Here is a 16586-nt window from a genome sequence, read left to right as displayed (position 1 = left end):
CCGTCAGGCCGCAAGGCGTCGGGAGAGCAGAGCGCGGAGTCAGGTCCGGTCCGGATGTGCGTCGGATGCGGGTCCAAGCGACCGCAGGCGGAGCTCACCCGGTTCGTGATAGGGCCTGGGGGCGCCATCGAGGTGGACAGGGCACGGCGGCTGCCAGGACGGGGCGCCTACCTGTGCGGTGCCGGTTGTCTGACGGCGGCGCTGAAGCGGAAGGCCTTCGGAAGGGCCTTTCGCGGCAAGGCGGGGCAGGTTGACCCGTCGCAGCTCGGGCAGGCGTGGGTGCTGGGGACGGAGAGCTAAGGGGTGTGGGGGGGGAGTGGGTGTTAAGGACCACTCGCACACATTTTCGGGTTTGGACTAGGGTACTGCGCCCCGGAAGCCGGCGGAGCAGAAGGCCAACAAGGGCAATATGTCGAAGAAGCGCGTCCATGAAATCGCCAAGGAGCTCAAGGGCCACGGCATTGAGCTCGACAACAAGGAGGTCGTAAACGAGCTTTCTGCGCTCGGTTACGACGTCAAGAGCCACTCGTCTTCACTCGATGACGACCAGGCGACCGCCGCCGTCCAGAAGATCCTGGACAAGCGCAAGCCGAAGCAGGCCGCGCCGCCCGTGACGGCGAAGGGGTTCGTCGTCCGCCGCAAGGTGGGCGCGCCCGCTGGTGGTGCGTCCGCGGAGGCGGGCGAAGGCCAGCAGTACGACCATTCGCAGTACGAGCCGCCTCCCGCGGCATACGAAGCGCCTCCGGCCGCCTACCGGGCCGAGGAGCCGCCGTCGGCTCCCGTCGTCGAGGCATCCCAGGCCCCTGTCGAGGCGCCGAGGGCTGTTGAGTCGAAGCCGGTGGAGGCCGCCCCGGAGGTTCCGGAGGCTCCCGCCGTCGCCGCCACCCCGCAGCAGCCCGCGCCTGTCGCGGAGGCCCCTCAGGCCCCCGCCGCCGTCGCGGCTCCGTCCACGCCCGCTGCCGAGGCCCCCAGGGCTCCGGTCGAGGCACCCCGCGCCGCCGTGCAGCCTCCTGCCGGCGCGCAGCCCACTTCCCCAGCCCAGGAGCGCTCCACCTTGCCCCAACCCCCCCCTCGCTCACCGGTCCCGCCGACTGTCCGGACGCCTTCGAGCCCTTCGACGTCCGCAACTGTCGTGTCCCGTGGCCCGGGCTATGTCCAGCGTGGTGGTCCAGGCGGTGGTCGTCCCGGAGGCCCGGGCGGTCCGGGTGGCCGTCCCGGGGGTCCGGGTGGCCCGGGTGGCCGTCCCGGGGGTCCGGGCGGCCCGGGTGGCCGTCCCGGTGGTCCGGGCGGCCCGGGTGGCCGTCCCGGTGGCCCGGGCGGTCGTCCCAGCTATCAGGGGCAGACGTATCAGGGTCCGGGCGCGCGTCCGGGTCAGCCGCCGGTGCGTCCCACCGGCGCGCCGGGTGTCGGTGCCCAGGCTTCGGCCGGCGGCACGGCGGCTCCCGCGGGTCCCACCATCATGGTGGGCGGCGTGCCCCACGCCCAGGTGACGCCCACTGCGGGCGGCCCTGCCCGTCCCACGGCCACCCAGGCCGTCGTCATCTCGCGCCCGCTCATCCAGGTGCGCCGCGTGACGCCCACGGCCGGCCAGGCCAAGCAGTACCCCATGGCGCCGGGCCGCAACGGCATCCCCGAGCGGCGTGAGTACAAGGTCGTTCCGGACCACCTGGGCCGGGGCCGCGAGCTGGTGGACGTCTCCAAGAACAAGGAGCGGGGCCAGCGCAAGCGCACCAGTGGCGATACGACCAGCGTGTCCAAGCAGGAACTGACGGACATGGTCTGGGGCCGCGTCACCATCCCCATCCGTGGCAAGAAGAAGAAGCCCACGAAGAAGGGCGCCAAGACTCAAATCACCCAGATGGCCGAGGAGAAGAAGGTCATCAAGCTGCAGGAGGGCATCAGCGTGTCCGACCTGGGCCAGCGCATGGGTGTGCGCAGCGCGGACATCATCAAGAAGCTGATGGGCCTGGGGAAGATGGCCACGGCCAACCAGATGGTGGACGCGGACACCGCGGAGATGCTGGCCACCGACTACGGCTGGAAGATCGACCGCGTCGGCTTCGAGGTGGAGGACTACCTGCCCGAGGTGGAGGCCCGTCCCGAGGACGAGCGTCCCCGTCCGCCGGTCGTCACCATCATGGGCCACGTCGACCACGGCAAGACGAGCCTCCTGGACGCCATCCGCAAGGCCAACGTGGCCGCGGGCGAGGCGGGCGGCATCACCCAGCACATCGGCGCGTACAGCATCTCCACGGCGCGCGGCGACGTCACGTTCCTCGACACGCCGGGCCACGAGGCCTTCACGTCCATGCGCGCCCGTGGCGCCGACGTGACGGACATCGTGGTGTTGGTGGTCGCCGCGGACGACGGCGTGATGCCCCAGACGGTGGAGGCCATCAAGCACGCCAAGGCGGCGGAAGTCCCCATCGTCGTCGCCATCAACAAGATGGACGTGCCGGGCGCCAACCTGGACCGCGTGAAGAAGGACCTGGCCACCCACGAGCTCGTGCCGGAAGAGTGGGGCGGCGACACCATCATGGTGCCGGTCTCCGCGAAGACGAAGGAGAACCTGGAGCTGCTGCTGGAGAACCTGGCCCTCCAGGCCGAGGTGCTCGAGCTGACGGCCAACCCGAGCCGTCCGTCGGTGGGCGCCATCATCGAGGCGAAGCTGGACCGCGGCCGCGGGCCGGTGGCCACGATTCTGGTGCAGGAGGGCACGCTGAAGCTGGGCGACGCCGTCGTCACCGGCGCGCACTACGGCCGTGTCCGCGCCATGACGAACAGCCGCGGCGAGCAGGTCAAGGAAGTGAAGCCCGGCTACTGCGCCGAGGTCGTCGGTCTGTCCGGCGTGCCGAGCGCGGGTGACGCCATCAACGTGGTGGCGGACGAGAAGGCGGCCAAGCAGATCGCCGAGCACCGCAACATGAAGGACCGGCAGACCGAGCTCAGCAAGGTCAGCCGCGAGTCCCTGGAGCAGCTGTTCGCCAAGACGAAGGCGGGCGGCGGTCCCAAGGAACTGCGCGTCGTCATCAAGGCGGACGTGCAGGGCTCGGCCGAGGCCGTCAAGCAGGCGGTGCAGAAGCTCTCCACGCACAAGGTCAAGGTGGAGATCATCCACTCGGGCGTGGGCGCCATCACCGAGGGCGACGTGATGCGGGCGGCGGCCTCCAAGGGCGTCGTGCTGGGCTTCAACGTCAACCCCGAGTCCGGTGCCGAGGCCGCGGCCAAGGCGCAGGACGTGACGCTGCGCAGCTACTCCATCATCTACGAGCTCATCGACGGTGTGCGCGAGGACATGGAGGGGCTGCTGGAGCCCATCCGCACCGAGCGCAAGCTGGGTCGCGCGGAGGTGCGCAACACCTTCAACGTGCCCCGCCTGGGCACCATCGCCGGCGCGGCGGTGCTGGACGGTGTCATCAAGCGCGGCTCGTTCGTGCGGCTCATGCGCGAGAACAAGCAGCTGTTCTCCGGGAAGATGGCGTCGCTGCGGCGCTTCAAGGACGACGTCAAGGAGGTCGCGCAGGGCTTCGAGTGCGGTATCGGCATCGAGAACTTCAACGACCTCAAGCCCGGTGACATCATCGAGGCCTACGAGATCGAAGAGACTCGTCAGAGCCTCACGTAGTCGACAGTCCAGTGCCCTCCCTGAACCCCTGGGAAGACCCCATCTTCCCAGGGCGCTGATGCCCCGGTGGCCGCCCTTCGTGGCGCGTCCGCCGGTGGCTGGGGGACTTCCATGTTCGTAGGTGTCGCACGCCTCACCCTCCAGATTCCGGACAGCGGGTCGCTCAAGTCCAAGCGGCAGGTGCTCCGCCGGGTGACGGACCGGGTGAAGGCCCGTTTCAACGTGGCCATGGCCGAGGTCGATGATCAGGATCTCTGGCAGAAGGCCGCGCTCGCCCTCGCGGTGGTGGGGAATGACCGCCGCCACGTGGACGAGCAATTGGAGAAGGTCATCCACTTCATCGAGGAGATGTACGTCGCCCCGCTGATGGCGCGGGAGACGGAGATCCTCGGCTTCGGGGACCAGCTGTTCTCCGGCGGGGCCACCCGCTCGCCCGGCCGGAGTCCGTCTCCGCGCATGGCTTCAGCTGACGAAGAGGACGGTGACGAGGACTCCTTTGACGCGGAGGCCTCGCCCGAGGATGCGGCGGCGCAGTCGGAGGCCGCCATCGCCCGCTTCCTGAGGGGTGACAAGGCGTCGCTGGCGGAGGCGGAGGGGCTGGGGGAGTGGGAGCGCCGGCATGAAGGCGACAACGAGGGGGGCCCCGCAATGGGCCGCCCGTCTCCGTCGGGCGGTGGACGGATGACCTTGGATGAGGCGCGGGCCCGGGCCCGCACCCTGCGCAATCCGCGAGACTGGGAGAAGAAATGACGACGCATTCCCGACCGGAGCGCGTGGGACAGGAAATCCAGGCGGCCATCGGCGACCTGCTCGCCCGGGGCATGCTGAGGGACCCGCGCATCGGCTACATCACGATTACGGGCGTGAAGGTCTCTCCGGACCTTCGCGTGGCCAAGGTCTTCTATTCGATGATTGGCACCGAGCAGGAGCGTGCCGACACGCAGAAGGGGCTGGAGGCCGCCAAGGGCTTCGTGCGTCGCGAGGTGACGTCCACCGTCAACCTGCGCGTGTCGCCCGAAATCTTCTTCTCCTTCGACGAGTCCGTGGGAGAGGGTGACAAGATTGACCGTCTCCTTCGCGAGGTCCGGAGCAAGGAAGGCTGGTAGTTCCAGCCCCGGGCCCACAATATTGGCGTGACATGGACGGCGTCCTGGTCATCGACAAGCCCTCGGGCCCCACGTCTTTTGACGTGGTGCGACAGGTGCGTTCGCTGCTCAAGCTGAAGAAGGTGGGCCACACGGGGACGTTGGACCCGATGGCCACCGGCGTGCTGCCGCTATGCCTGGGTGAGGCCACCAAGGTGGCGGGCTTCATCACCGAGGGCGACAAGGCCTACGACGCCACGGTGCGCCTGGGCGCGGAGACGGACACGCAGGACGCGCAGGGCCAGGTGACGGCCCGGGCGCCCGTGCCGCCGCTGACGCCCGCCCTGCTGGAGTCCGCGCTGGCGCGCTTCCGGGGCTCCTTCGACCAGGTGCCGCCCATGTACTCGGCGGTGAAGGTGGCCGGGAAGCGGCTGTACGAGCTGGCGCGCGCCGGCGAGGAGGTGGAGCGGGCCGCCCGCCACGTCACCGTCTACGAGCTGGTGCTGCGCGACTACTCCGCGGACCGGCTGCAGCTGTCGGTGCGCTGCTCCAAGGGCTTCTTCGTGCGCACGCTGGCCTTCGACCTGGGCCGCGCGCTGGGCTGCGGTGCCCACCTGGAGGCCCTGCGGCGCACGCACAGCGGCCCCTTCACCCTGGCCCAGGCGCTGCCACTGGCGGACCTGCCGGCCCTGGCGAAGGAGGGCGCGCTGGCGCCGCGGCTGGTGTCCATGGCGGACGCGCTGGTGGAGTTGCCCGAGGTGCGTGTGAGCGCGGCGGAGGCCCAGCGGGTGTCGCACGGCGTGCCGGTGGAGGTGCCCGCGGGGCGGCCCGGCCGGGTGCGCGTCATGGGCCCGGACGGCGCGCTGCTGGCGGTGGCCGAAGTGGTGGCCGGACGGCTGCGCTACCTTCGAGTGCTCGTCTAGCGTGGCGCGTGCCGGCGAAGTCACGGTGGTGGTGGCTCCCGCGCTGCGAGGCGCCTTCGAGGGCCGCCGCGAGCTGAGCCTGGGCCTGCCCGCCAGCGGCAGCGTGGGCGACGTGCTGGAGTCCCTCTTCCAGCTCTACCCCCGCGTCCGGCAGTACCTGGCGGGGGAGCGGGGCGGGCAGGGCCTGTACCTCCACATCGCCCTGGACGAGCGGGCGAGCGAGGAGCTGGCCCACGGGGGCGGGGGACTATCCGCCGGCCTGAAGCTGTATTTCTTCGCACTGTCGAGGACGCCAGGCGCTCGGCAGGCAGGCGTCGAAGGTTGACCCTGTGGGGGGCGGAGCTTATAAGCCCCCCCGCCGTTAGAAGGACGAGACCCGGTCTGTACCCCTCCGCGGACCGTGGTGACTCGAGCAGTCTTCCACCGGAGTGGGCGAAGGAAGCAACACATGTCGGCATTGCATACCGAGCGCAAGACGGAGCTGGTGGCGAAGTTCCGGACGCATGAGACGGACACCGGCTCTCCCGAGGTGCAGGTGGCGCTGCTGTCCGAGCGCATCAACATGCTCACCGAGCACTTCAAGACGCACAAGAAGGACCACCACTCCCGGCGCGGTCTGCTGAAGCTGGTCGGTCAGCGTCGCCGGCTGCTGGACTACCTCAAGTCCAAGGATGTCACCCGGTACAAGAAGCTCATCGAGGGGCTCGGCATCCGCAAGTAGTCAGCGGAGCAGCACACGGGGCGCTGGCAGCAACCAGCGCCCCGCGTGTTTAAGACGTAGGCGGTAGGAAGTGGTTTGGAAGTGACGTTGTAGAAGCGCGGTGGGTGGTGGCGGGCAAGGGAGTGGTGCCGTCGGAGGTTTTGGTTTCCGTTCGGACCGGCTGACCCAGGGGTCAGCCGGTGCGATCAGGGATCAAAAGTTCCGAGACATCCCTCCGGCGCTCCGCAAGCGCCCTCCGCAGTACAGGCTGGCGGTTGCCTGTCGTGCGCCTGTCCCAGGCCCTGGCGACCGCTCATACACCCCGAGGGCCCTCCCGGGGTGCCTGGCCCCATTTGCGGGCCGGGTGCGTGCGGTGGGGTCCTCGCCCCTGAAGTACCCAGAGGCACGGACATGCTGAAGAAGAGCGTCAAGATTGGTGAGAGCGAGCTGAGCATTGAAGTGGGCCGCATGGCGAAGCAGGCCGACGGCTCCGTGGTGGTGCGCTACGGCGACACCATGCTGCTCGTGACGGCGGTGAGCGCGCGGGAGAAGAAGGACATCGACTTCCTCCCCCTCACGGTGGAGTACCAGGAGAAGCTGTACTCGGCGGGCCGCATCCCCGGCAGCTACTTCAAGCGCGAGGGCCGCCTGACGGAGAAGGAGACGCTGGCCAGCCGCCTCGTCGACCGCTCCCTGCGCCCGCTGTTCCCGGAAGGCTACGCGTACGAGACGCAGGTCATCGCCAGCGTCATCTCCTCGGACCCGGACAACGAGGGTGACATCCACGGCATCACCGGCGCCTCCGCGGCGCTCTGGGTGTCGGACATCCCGTTCAACGGTCCCCTCGCCGGCATCCGCGTGGGCCGCGTCGGCGGTCAGTTCGTCGCCAACCCCACCTCGAAGCAGCGTGAGCAGAGCGACCTGGACCTGGTCATGGCCGTCAGCCGCGAGGCCATCGTCATGGTCGAGGGCGGCGCGGAAGAGGTGTCCGAGGCGGACATGGTGGCCGCGCTCGAGTTCGGCTTCAAGACGGCGCAGCCCGCGCTGGACATGCAGGACGAGCTGCGCCGCGAGCTGAAGAAGCAGGTGCGCTCCTTCGACAAGCCCGCCGCGGTGGACGAGGGCCTGCGCGCCAAGGTGCGCGAGCTGGCGATGGACGCCATCAAGGCCGGCTATGGCATCAAGGAGAAGGGTGCCCGCTACGACGCGCTCTCCAAGGCGAAGAAGGAGGCGCTCGCGAAGCTCAAGGAGCAGCTGGGCGACGGCTACACCCCGCTGGTGGAGAAGCACGCCAAGGCGGTGGTGGAGGACCTGAAGTACGAGCACATGCGCGAGATGACGGTCAACGGTGGCCGCATCGGTGCGCGCGGGCACGACGTGGTGCGCGCGATTACGTGTGAGGTCGGCGTGCTGCCCCGCACGCACGGCAGCGCGCTCTTCACCCGCGGCGAGACGCAGGCGCTCGTGGTGGCCACGCTGGGCACCAGCGACGACGAGCAGCGCCTGGAGATGCTGGGCGGCATGGCCTTCAAGCGCTTCATGCTGCACTACAACTTCCCCCCGTTCAGCGTGAACGAGACGAAGCCGCTGCGCGGCCCGGGCCGCCGTGAAGTCGGCCACGGTGCGCTGGCGGAGCGCGCGCTGCGCAACATGGTGCCCAAGAGCGAGTCGTTCCCGTACACGGTGCGCCTGGTGTCGGACATCCTGGAGTCCAACGGCTCCTCGTCCATGGCCTCCGTCTGCGGCGGCACGCTGGCGCTGATGGACGCGGGCGTCCCCATCAAGTCCCCGGTGGCGGGCATCGCCATGGGCCTGGTGAAGGAGGGCGACAAGGTCGCCATCCTCTCGGACATCCTCGGTGACGAGGACCACCTGGGCGACATGGACTTCAAGGTGTGCGGCACCACGAAGGGCATCACCTCCATCCAGATGGACATCAAGATCACCGGCCTCACCACGGAGATCATGAGCCGCGCGCTGGAGCAGGCGCGTCAGGGCCGCATCCACATCCTGGGTGAGATGCTCAAGTCGCTGGCCACTCCCCGCAAGGAGATCAGCCAGTACGCGCCGCGCATCACCACCATCCAGATTCGTCCCGAGTTCATCAAGAACGTCATCGGGCCGGGCGGCAAGGTCATCAAGGACATCATCGCCCGCACCGGCGCCGCGATTAACATCGAGGACTCCGGCCGCGTGGACATCGCCAGCGCCAACGGCGACGCGGTGAAGGCCGCCATCGCCATGATTCAGGCGCTCACGCGCGAGGCGGAGATCGGCAAGGTCTACACGGGCACGGTGCGCAAGATTGCCGAGTTCGGCGCCTTCGTGGAGCTGTTCCCCGGCACCGACGGCCTCATCCACATCTCCGAGCTGTCCGACAAGCGCGTCAAGAGCGTGTCCGACGTGCTGAAGGAGGGCGACGAGGTGCTGGTGAAGGTGGTCAGCATCGACAAGACGGGCAAGATCCGCCTGTCCCGCAAGGAGGCGATGGCGGAGCGCGCGGCGGCGCAGCAGCCGGCCGGTGACGGCCTTCCCGCGCAGCAGGCCCCCGAGGCCACCCAGCCGGACGCCAAGGCCTGAACAGGGCCTGACGCCGGACGGCTCGGGCCCGTGAGGGCCTGAGCGGATGACGCCTCCTTCCGCCACCGCGCGGGAGGGGGCGTTTTCGTTTCTGGCGCGGATGGCTTAGACCGGGGGCAGGGGGCCGTGCGTTGGAGGTGCGAGCCCCGTCCTGGAGGCCTCGTGCCGCCCCGACCGCCCGCCGCCTCGCCGCCGTCCTCGAACTTCATCGCCGACGTGTCCCGCTTCCTCGGTGGCTTCCGGTGGGCCTTCATGCCGCTGGGGCTGCTGGCGCTGGTGGCCGTGGGCGTCCACTCCGCGGCGGACACGCTGGACGACCGGCTGCTGGCGGTGGTGGACCGGGCGGACTCACTCTTCGACGCGCTGGTGGGCCGCTACGACGTCACCGCGCCCATGGTGGAGTGGCTGTCGCTGGAGTCGCGCACCCGGCTGGCCCGCATGCTCGCGCTGGCGTGGGAGCTGTCCGCGGACCTCGTGCTGGCCCTGCCCGCGCTCGGCTACCGGGAAGTACGGGCGCCCGTGCCGGCGGAGGCCTGGCGCGCGGCGATGGGGCAGCAGGAGGCGCGGCCCTCGTGGCGCGCGCTGTGGACGCGGTGCCTGCGCCGGCCCACGCCCATGCGGTGGCTGCGGCCGCTGGCCACGGCGGCGGTAGCGCTGGCGGGGGCGTGCGCGGTGGCGCGGCTCGTCCAGGGCACCGTGTACCTCTCCTGGCGCGAGCTGATGGGTGACAGCGCGGCGGACGTGGCGGCACGGGGGCTGGCCCTGGGCACACTGCTGGGCGTGCTCGTGTCGCTGGGGTGGCGCGCGGTGCTGCGCAACCTGCAGGCCGCGGACGCGGCCTGTGAGGAGGACGGAGGGAAGGGGGCCTTCCGCCGCGGGCTGGTGGGGTGCGCGGTGGTGGTGCCGCTGGCGGTGGCGGCCGTGTTGGATGCGTCTCCGGTGCTGTCCTTCCTGCGCTGACGAGGCCCCATGTTCCCGAGTCGCGCGAAAGGCTTGCTGGACTTCTGCATGGCGGTGCTGTGCTTGTGGGCGGCGTACCACCACACGCCCGCGGGCGCGCTGGTGCGCCGGGGCGCGGCGTGGGCCACCGGGACGCGCAGCACCGCGCGCCCGCTGCTCGCGTACTACGACGGCATGACGGGCACGTCGCTGTCCGAGCCCCTGGTGGCGCCCGAGGCGCCGCTGGCGAGGCCGCTGACGGACGCGGAGGCGCTGGCCTGGGGCACGCACCTGGCGCTCAAGGGCCTGGACGTGCGCGCCCGGCAGCCCGTGCTGGCGCTGGCCACGGAGCTGGGCGTGTCCTCCACGGCGCTGCTCGACGCGGGCGAGGGGCCGGACGCCGCGAAGAAGCTGCATGCGGCGCTGGAGGCGGACTTCCCCGGGGACGAGGCGCGGCTGACGGCGCTGTTCGCGGGCCGGGTGCCCGCGCGCTACGCGCTGGAGCGGGTGACGGCGGAGGGTGGGGTGCCCACGCTGGAGCGGCTGGCGGGGCAGCTGCCTCCCGGCTTCGAGGGCGCATCCGTGGGCGCGGCGCAGGCCCTGGCCCTGGCCACCGCGTTCGGCCTGGCGTGGCCGGTCCATGAGGGCGCGCGGGTGTCGAGTCCCTTCGGCGAGCGCCTCCACCCCGTGTTGGGCACCCGGAAGATGCACACCGGCGTGGACCTGAGCGTGCCCACCGGGACGTCCGTGGTGGCGGTGTCCGCGGGCGTGGTGCGGCGCGCGAGCGAGGACGCGGTGAATGGCCGCGTCCTCGTGTTGGACCACGGGCGCGGGGTGACGACGGCGTACTGCCACAACTCGGAGCTGGTGGTGACGGTGGGGCAGCGGGTGGAGCGCGGGCAGCTAATCGCCCGCTCGGGCAACACGGGCCGCTCCACCGGGCCGCACCTGCACTACCAGCTGGAGCTCGCCTCGCGGCCCATGGACCCGCTGAAGTTCCGCACCGCGCTGCGCACGGCGGCCGCCCAGGGCCTCACGCCCTGAGCCGCCGGAAACTGGCGCCGGTGAGTCGGTGTGGCATGAAGTTGCACATGGCCTCTCCGCTGATTGTGAGGGTGCGTCGCGTGCGCGCCCACCCGGACCCGCTGCCGCTGCCCCGCTACGAGACGGAGCTGGCTGCCGGGCTCGACTTGCGCGCGGACATCGAGGGCGAGCGCGTGCTGGGGCCGCTGGAGCGGCTGGCGGTGCCCACGGGGCTCGCGCTCACGCTGCCGCCCGGGTACGAGGGCCAGGTGCGGCCCCGCTCGGGGCTGGCGCTGCGCCACGGCGTGACGCTGCTCAACGCGCCGGGGACGGTGGACGCGGACTACCGGGGCGAGGTGCAGGTCATCCTCGTCAACCTCTCCCAGGAGCCCTTCACGCTGCGTCGTGGCGACCGTGTGGCGCAGCTGGTCGTGGCGCCCGTCACGTCCGTGGAGTTGCAAGAGGTGGACGTGCTGGACGCCACGGAGCGAGGTGAAAGGGGCTTCGGTTCCACGGGCCGGTAGACTCCTGACTCCGCTCGTCGTTCCTTGCTGTCAGGGGAGCGGGCAGAATATGAGGGCAGGCCGCCCCCCGTGGTGGCCATCCCCCGACTGGCCCCTGGAGTCCCACCGCTTTGCTTTGCCACCGCTGCGGCAGTCACGTCCCACCGACGACAGACACCTGTCCCACCTGCGGGCTGAAGTACGACGCGGCGTCGCGCCCCCAGGCCGGCGCCGCGCGCAGGCGGGGACTGGAGGGCGCTCCCTACAAGCAGGGGGACGTCGTCGCCGGCCGCTACGCCATCCAGGAAGTGGTGGGCTCTGGCCCCATGGGCTTCGTCTTCCGGGCCCAGGACCAGGAGATTGACGTCGAGCTCGCCCTCAAGACGGTGCTCCCGCGCCTGGTACAGCAGCCGGAGGAGCGCACCCAGTTCTCGCTGTCGCTGCGCGTGGGCAAGAAGCTCAACCATCCCAACCTCCTGCGTGTGTACGAGGAGGGCCAGGACGGGGACCGGCCCTTCTTCACCATGCAGCTGCTGGAGGGGATGACGCTGCGGCGGATGCTGGAGCAGCGCGCGACGCGCGGGCAGCTCTTCTCGCTGAAGGACGTGGAGCCGCTGGTGGCGCAGATGGCCGCCGCGCTGGATGCCGCGCACCGCTTCGGGCCGCACTCCGACCTCAAGCCGGAGAACGTCATCGTCCTGCCGGACCTGCTGAAGGTGACGGACTACGGGCTGGGGCTGGCGGTGCCGCACCTGCCCTTCGTCCAGGCCCAGAAGGGCCACCGCGCGGACGTCTACATCGCCCCGGAGTACATCGCCGGGGGCGAGCTGGACACGCGCATGGACGTGTACTCGCTCGGCGTCATCCTGGGCGAGCTCGTCGCGGGGCTGCTCCCGGAAGAAGGCGTCATCCCCGGGCTGTCCATGCACCACCCGGACCTGCCGACGTCCTTCGAGGCGCTCTACCGGCGCGCGCTCAACCCCAACCCGCTGGCCCGCCCGAAGACGGCGGGAGAGCTGCACGCGGAGCTCGCCAGCATCCTCTCGCGCACGCCGGCCGCCATCGTGGCGGCGCAGCGCGTGCCTCCGGGCTCGCCCCAGTCCGCCAGTGCAAAGGCCGCGTCCCGGCCTCCGCCGCCCCCGCCGGTGCCCACCGGCATGATGCCCTCCATTCCTCTCGAGACGGCCTCGCCCGGAGTCGCCTCGCCCGGAGTCGCCGCGCCAAGGCCGCTGCCTCCCGAGGAGGAGGAGCCGCCCCCGCCTGATGCCACGCAGCCCCTGGATGCCGCGACGCTGGCGGCCATCATGGGCGGCGCCCACCCGTCGACGGTTGGCGCCGGAGGACACCCCTCGCAGCGCCTGACGGAACAGGCCCTGCCGTTCGTCACCCCGCCCGCGCCCAGGGCGCCTCCGGGCCCCGCGCCCCGTCCCTCGGGACCGGTGCCTTCCATGTCGCCCCCGGCGCCTCGTCCTTCAGGGCCTGTGCCCCCCGTTGCGTCGCCCCGTCCCTCGGCACCCATGCCTGTCGCGCAGCCTCGGGGGGCCCCGGCGCGCATGGAGGCGGAGGCGGCTCGCTCCAGCGCGCCCACCCAGGACGCGGGGCCCTCGGTCTCTGGCGTCCGCGCCAGCATGCCGACGCTGGAGGCCACTCCGGCGGTGTCCGCCGCTCGGACCGCGCCGCGCACCCTGGACCTCTCGCCCGCGGTCTCCGGCGCACGCTCCGGGCCGCGCACGCTGGACTCCTCGCCCACGATGTCGGGAGCCCGCTCGGGCGCGCGGCGCCTGGACTCACCGACGACGTCCGCGGCGCGCTCCGCCCCGCGAATCGGCGCGCTGCCCACGCAGCCGGTCATGCGGGCGGCGAAGTCGAAGTCGCGCTCCACCATGTGGATGGTGCTCCTCATCGTGGGCGGCCTCGCCCTGGGCCTGGGCGGCGGCTACGTGCTGATGCGCCTGCGCCAGCAGGCGATGGCCTCGGGAGGCACTGGAGGCCCCGTCCCGCTCGGGCAGGCAGGGCGCGAGGGCATGGCTCCTTCCGCCGGGGAGGGGACCTCCGCCGTGGCCGCACCCGTGGGGGACTGCCCCGCGGGGATGCGCCGCGTGAGTGGCGGCGCGTTCAAGATGGGGACGTCGGTGGACGACTCGATGAAGTTCCTCGACGAACTCCCGCTCACCAGCTTGCAGGTGCCCACCTTCTGCATCGACGAGTACGAGTACCCCAACCAGGCCGGGCAGGCGCCGAAGGTGGAGGTGAGCTGGGAGGAGGCTCGCGCCCTGTGCGAAGGCGCGGGGAAGCGGCTGTGCTCGGAGGAGGAGTGGGAGAAGGCCTGCAAGGGCCCGGGCAACGCCCGCTTCCCGTACGGCAACCCGTACGACGCAGACGCCTGCAACACCAAGACGTCCGCGGGCGTGGACAGGAAGCTGGCGGCCTCCGGCGCCTTCAGGAACTGCCGCTCCGCTTATGGCGTGGTGGACCTGGCCGGCAACGTGGCGGAGTGGACGGCCACGAAGTTCGACAAGGTGGACTTCACGCAGAAGGGCGGCGCGTTCAACCGGCAGGACTATGCGTCGCGCTGCTCGGCCCGGAAGAACGGCGCCCCGACGGAGCGCTCGGGCTCGCTGGGCTTCCGCTGCTGCGCGGGCGCGAGGCCGTGAGCTTCTGAGCTGTGGGCGGCGCGCTCGCCGGGCCCCACGGCCAGTGGCCAACAGTCCGTGTGACGTCGCCCGCCTGACCGCCAGCGAAAGGCTTCAAACAGAAGCGCTGGCGGTGGGGCGACGGGAGGGGTAGGACCCGCCGCGAGGAAGTCAGGTCCGTCCTCCGACGCCGTGCTGGAGTGGCTCCGGCTCACGGCGCGGTGGACCTTGCCGCGAAGGTCTGCCCGTGATTCCGCGATACAGCCGACAGGAGATGTCCTCCCTCTGGTCCGATGAGGCCCGCTACCGCCGCTGGCGCGACGTGGAGCTCGCCGCGCTGGAGGGCATGGTGGAGGCGGGGCTCGCTCCCCGTGAGGCGCTGGCCGACTGCGTTCAGCGCGCGGGCGACTTCACCGCCGCCGACGCCGCGAAGATTGAGGAAATCGAGCGCACCACCAAGCACGACGTCATCGCCTTCCTCACCTTCATGGAGGAGCGGGTGGGGCCCAGCGCGCGCTGGCTGCACCTGGGCATGACGTCCTCGGACGTGCTCGACACGTCCCTGGGTCTCACGCTGCGTGACGCGTTGGACCTCATCCTCAAGGACCTCGAGCGCGTCATGGCCGCGGTGGAGAAGCGCGCCTTCGAGCACAAGCACACGCTCCAGATGGGCCGCAGCCACGGCATCCACGCCGAGCCCATCACCTTCGGCCACAAGCTGGCCATCTGGTACGACGAGCTGCGCCGCGGCCGCACGCGCCTGCAGCACGCGCGCGACACCATCGCCGTGGGCAAGATTTCCGGCGCGGTGGGCACCTTCGCGCACCTGCCTCCGGCGGTGGAGGAGCACGTCTGCCGCAAGCTGGGCCTCAAGCCGGCGCCGGCCTCCAGCCAGGTGGTGCAGCGCGACAGGCACGCGGAGTTCTTCACCGCGCTGGCGCTGCTGGGCTCCAGCATCGAGAAGTTCGCGGTGGAGATTCGCCACCTGCAGCGCACGGAGGTGCGCGAGGCGGAGGAGCCCTTCACCGCCGGGCAGAAGGGCTCCAGCGCGATGCCGCACAAGCGCAACCCGATTCTGTCGGAGAACCTCACCGGCCTGGCGCGCCTGCTGCGCGGCTACGCGGTGAGCGCGATGGAGGACGTGGCGCTGTGGCACGAGCGGGACATCTCGCACTCGTCCGTGGAGCGCGTCATCGGCCCGGACGCCACCATCCTCATGGACTTCATGCTCGTCCGCTTCGCGCGGCTGATGGAGGACCTGCGCGTCTACCCGGAGCAGATGAAGAAGAACCTGGAGCTGCTCGGCGGCGTGGTGAATTCGCAGCGGCTGTTGCTGGAGCTGGCGCGCAAGGGCATGGACCGGCAGGCCGCGTACGTCATCGTCCAGCGCAACGCGATGAAGCTGTACGAGGAGGGCACCGACTTCCGCAAGGCCCTGCTCGCGGACGCGGACCTGGCGAAGATGATGACGCCCGAGGAGATTTCCGACTGCTTCTCCCCGGGCTACCACACGCGCCACATGGACGACGTGTTCCGCCGCGTGTTCGGCCGGAGCGAGTAGTCCCCGGCCGTCACTCCGCGCGAGGGACTACTTCAGGTAGCCCTTCGCGCGCAGGTTGCGCTCGATGCGCGCGTGCACGTCACCGGGCTCCAGCACCATGGGAGCGCCGGTAATCCGCTCGTAGGCCGCGAGGTACTTGGTGGCCAGGTCCTCGCGCACGCTGTCGGGGATGACGGGCGGGGTGCCCTGGCCGGAGAAGTTCCGCTCGCGGATGAGCCACTGGCGGATGTTCTCCTTGTCCAGCATCCGCTGGTCCTCGCCCTTGGCGAAGCGCGCCTCGTACTCGTCCGCCACCCAGTAGCGGCTGGAGTCCGGGGTGTGCATCTCGTCGATGACGTAGAGCGTGTCGCCCACCTTGCCGAACTCGTACTTGGTGTCGACGAGGATGAGGCCCCGCGTCCGCGCCCACTTCTGGCCCTCCAGGAAGAGCGCCTTGGCGGCCTCGGTGACGCGCGCCCAGTCCCTCGGCGTCGCGAGCCCTCGCGCCAGCAAGTCCTTCTCGGAGATGGGCTCGTCGTGCTGGCCGTACTCCGCCTTGGTGGACGGGGTGATGATGGGCTCGGGGAAGGCCTGGTCCTTGCGCATGCCTTCCGGGAAGGGCACGCCGTAGACGGTGTGCGTGCCCTTCTGGAAGTCGCGCCACAGGCTGCCGGTGAGGTAGCCGCGGACCACGACTTCAATCGCGAAGGGCTGGCAGGCGCGCGCCACGGTGACGTTCGGGTCCGGCACGTCCAGCACGTGGTTGGGGCAGATGTGCTTGGTGCGCTCGAACCAGAAGGCGGACAGCCGGTTCAGCACCTCGCCCTTGAAGGGGATGGTGGTGAGGATGTGGTCGAACGCGGAGAGCCGGTCCGTGGTGACGAGGATGAGCTTGTCACCCTGCCGGTACGTCTCGCGGACCTTGCCGCGGTACTGCTGGCCGAGCGACGGCAGGTCCGTCTGCTTGAGCGTGAGGGAGAGCTGAGCGTGAAGTGCGGAGGTGTCCACAAGCGCCTCGAGGTCCACCCCTCGCTG

14 protein-coding genes are annotated in these 16586 nt (G+C 70.8%); 13 read left to right on the top strand and 1 reads right to left on the bottom strand.

Annotated elements, in window-relative coordinates:
- Positions 1-105 precede the first annotated feature (105 nt).
- The 13 genes from G4D86_RS53010 to purB all read left to right on the top strand — a co-directional run bounded on the left by G4D86_RS53010 (position 106) and on the right by purB (position 15572).
- Positions 106-300 carry a DUF448 domain-containing protein gene (locus G4D86_RS53010; protein ID WP_240360376.1) on the top strand — a complete coding sequence of 65 codons (195 nt, stop codon included), beginning with the start codon at positions 106-108 and terminating at the stop codon, positions 298-300.
- 109 nt (positions 301-409) lie between these two features.
- Positions 410-3625, top strand: a complete 3216-nt coding sequence (gene infB / locus G4D86_RS20775) for a translation initiation factor IF-2 (RefSeq protein ID WP_163995728.1) — start codon at positions 410-412, stop codon at positions 3623-3625.
- Positions 3626-3736: 111 nt separating this feature from the next.
- Positions 3737-4375 carry a DUF503 domain-containing protein gene (locus G4D86_RS20770; protein WP_163995727.1) on the top strand — a complete coding sequence of 213 codons (639 nt, stop codon included), beginning with the start codon at positions 3737-3739 and terminating at the stop codon, positions 4373-4375.
- The gene (gene rbfA / locus G4D86_RS20765) at positions 4372-4731 is read left to right on the top strand and encodes a 30S ribosome-binding factor RbfA (protein WP_163995726.1); all 360 of its coding nucleotides are present in this window, start codon (positions 4372-4374) and stop codon (positions 4729-4731) included. Before G4D86_RS20770 ends, rbfA begins: the two co-directional genes overlap by 4 nt.
- A gap of 32 nt (positions 4732-4763) precedes the next feature.
- On the top strand, positions 4764-5633 hold the full coding sequence (gene truB / locus G4D86_RS20760) for a tRNA pseudouridine(55) synthase TruB (protein ID WP_163995725.1): 870 nt from the start codon (positions 4764-4766) through the stop codon (positions 5631-5633).
- 1 nt (position 5634) lies between these two features.
- Positions 5635-5958: a MoaD/ThiS family protein gene (locus G4D86_RS20755; protein WP_163995724.1), complete on the top strand. Its 324-nt coding sequence runs from the start codon at positions 5635-5637 to the stop codon at positions 5956-5958.
- Between the two features lie 123 nt (positions 5959-6081).
- Positions 6082-6354 carry a 30S ribosomal protein S15 gene (gene rpsO, locus G4D86_RS20750; protein ID WP_163995723.1) on the top strand — a complete coding sequence of 91 codons (273 nt, stop codon included), beginning with the start codon at positions 6082-6084 and terminating at the stop codon, positions 6352-6354.
- 390 nt (positions 6355-6744) lie between these two features.
- Positions 6745-8913 (top strand): polyribonucleotide nucleotidyltransferase, encoded by a 2169-nt coding sequence (gene pnp, locus G4D86_RS20745; protein WP_163995722.1) that lies wholly within the window; start codon positions 6745-6747, stop codon positions 8911-8913.
- Positions 8914-9075: 162 nt separating this feature from the next.
- On the top strand, positions 9076-9873 hold the full coding sequence (locus tag G4D86_RS20740; RefSeq protein WP_163995721.1) for a hypothetical protein: 798 nt from the start codon (positions 9076-9078) through the stop codon (positions 9871-9873).
- A 9-nt stretch (positions 9874-9882) separates the two neighbouring features.
- The gene (locus tag G4D86_RS20735; RefSeq protein WP_163995720.1) at positions 9883-10896 is read left to right on the top strand and encodes a M23 family metallopeptidase; all 1014 of its coding nucleotides are present in this window, start codon (positions 9883-9885) and stop codon (positions 10894-10896) included.
- 47 nt (positions 10897-10943) lie between these two features.
- On the top strand, positions 10944-11399 hold the full coding sequence (gene dut / locus G4D86_RS20730) for a dUTP diphosphatase (protein WP_163995719.1): 456 nt from the start codon (positions 10944-10946) through the stop codon (positions 11397-11399).
- A 110-nt stretch (positions 11400-11509) separates the two neighbouring features.
- Positions 11510-14032, top strand: a complete 2523-nt coding sequence (locus G4D86_RS20725) for a bifunctional serine/threonine-protein kinase/formylglycine-generating enzyme family protein (protein WP_163995718.1) — start codon at positions 11510-11512, stop codon at positions 14030-14032.
- 226 nt (positions 14033-14258) lie between these two features.
- The gene (gene purB / locus G4D86_RS20720) at positions 14259-15572 is read left to right on the top strand and encodes an adenylosuccinate lyase (RefSeq protein WP_163995717.1); all 1314 of its coding nucleotides are present in this window, start codon (positions 14259-14261) and stop codon (positions 15570-15572) included.
- A 27-nt stretch (positions 15573-15599) separates the two neighbouring features.
- Here purB and G4D86_RS20715 read toward each other — a convergent pair whose 3' ends face one another.
- Positions 15600-16559: a phosphoribosylaminoimidazolesuccinocarboxamide synthase gene (locus tag G4D86_RS20715; RefSeq protein WP_163995716.1), complete on the bottom strand. Its 960-nt coding sequence runs from the start codon at positions 16557-16559 to the stop codon at positions 15600-15602.
- Positions 16560-16586: the final 27 nt, after the last annotated feature.

This window comes from Pyxidicoccus caerfyrddinensis, from assembly GCF_010894405.1.
GTDB classification, from domain to species: Bacteria; Myxococcota; Myxococcia; order Myxococcales; family Myxococcaceae; genus Myxococcus; species Myxococcus caerfyrddinensis.
Note: the sequence above shows the minus strand (reverse complement) of the source record. Positions and strands in the feature narration are given on the sequence as shown.

Excerpts from the sequence above, each read along its gene's own strand:
- infB (WP_163995728.1), top strand. The coding sequence starts at position 410 with ATGTCGAAGAAGCGCGTCCATGAAATCGCCAAGGAGCTCAAGGGCCAC.
- G4D86_RS20770 (WP_163995727.1), top strand. The coding sequence starts at position 3,737 with ATGTTCGTAGGTGTCGCACGCCTCACCCTCCAGATTCCGGACAGCGGG.
- rbfA (WP_163995726.1), top strand. The coding sequence starts at position 4,372 with ATGACGACGCATTCCCGACCGGAGCGCGTGGGACAGGAAATCCAGGCG.
- truB (WP_163995725.1), top strand. The coding sequence starts at position 4,764 with ATGGACGGCGTCCTGGTCATCGACAAGCCCTCGGGCCCCACGTCTTTT.
- rpsO (WP_163995723.1), top strand. The coding sequence starts at position 6,082 with ATGTCGGCATTGCATACCGAGCGCAAGACGGAGCTGGTGGCGAAGTTC.
- pnp (WP_163995722.1), top strand. The coding sequence starts at position 6,745 with ATGCTGAAGAAGAGCGTCAAGATTGGTGAGAGCGAGCTGAGCATTGAA.
- G4D86_RS20735 (WP_163995720.1), top strand. The coding sequence starts at position 9,883 with ATGTTCCCGAGTCGCGCGAAAGGCTTGCTGGACTTCTGCATGGCGGTG.
- dut (WP_163995719.1), top strand. The coding sequence starts at position 10,944 with ATGGCCTCTCCGCTGATTGTGAGGGTGCGTCGCGTGCGCGCCCACCCG.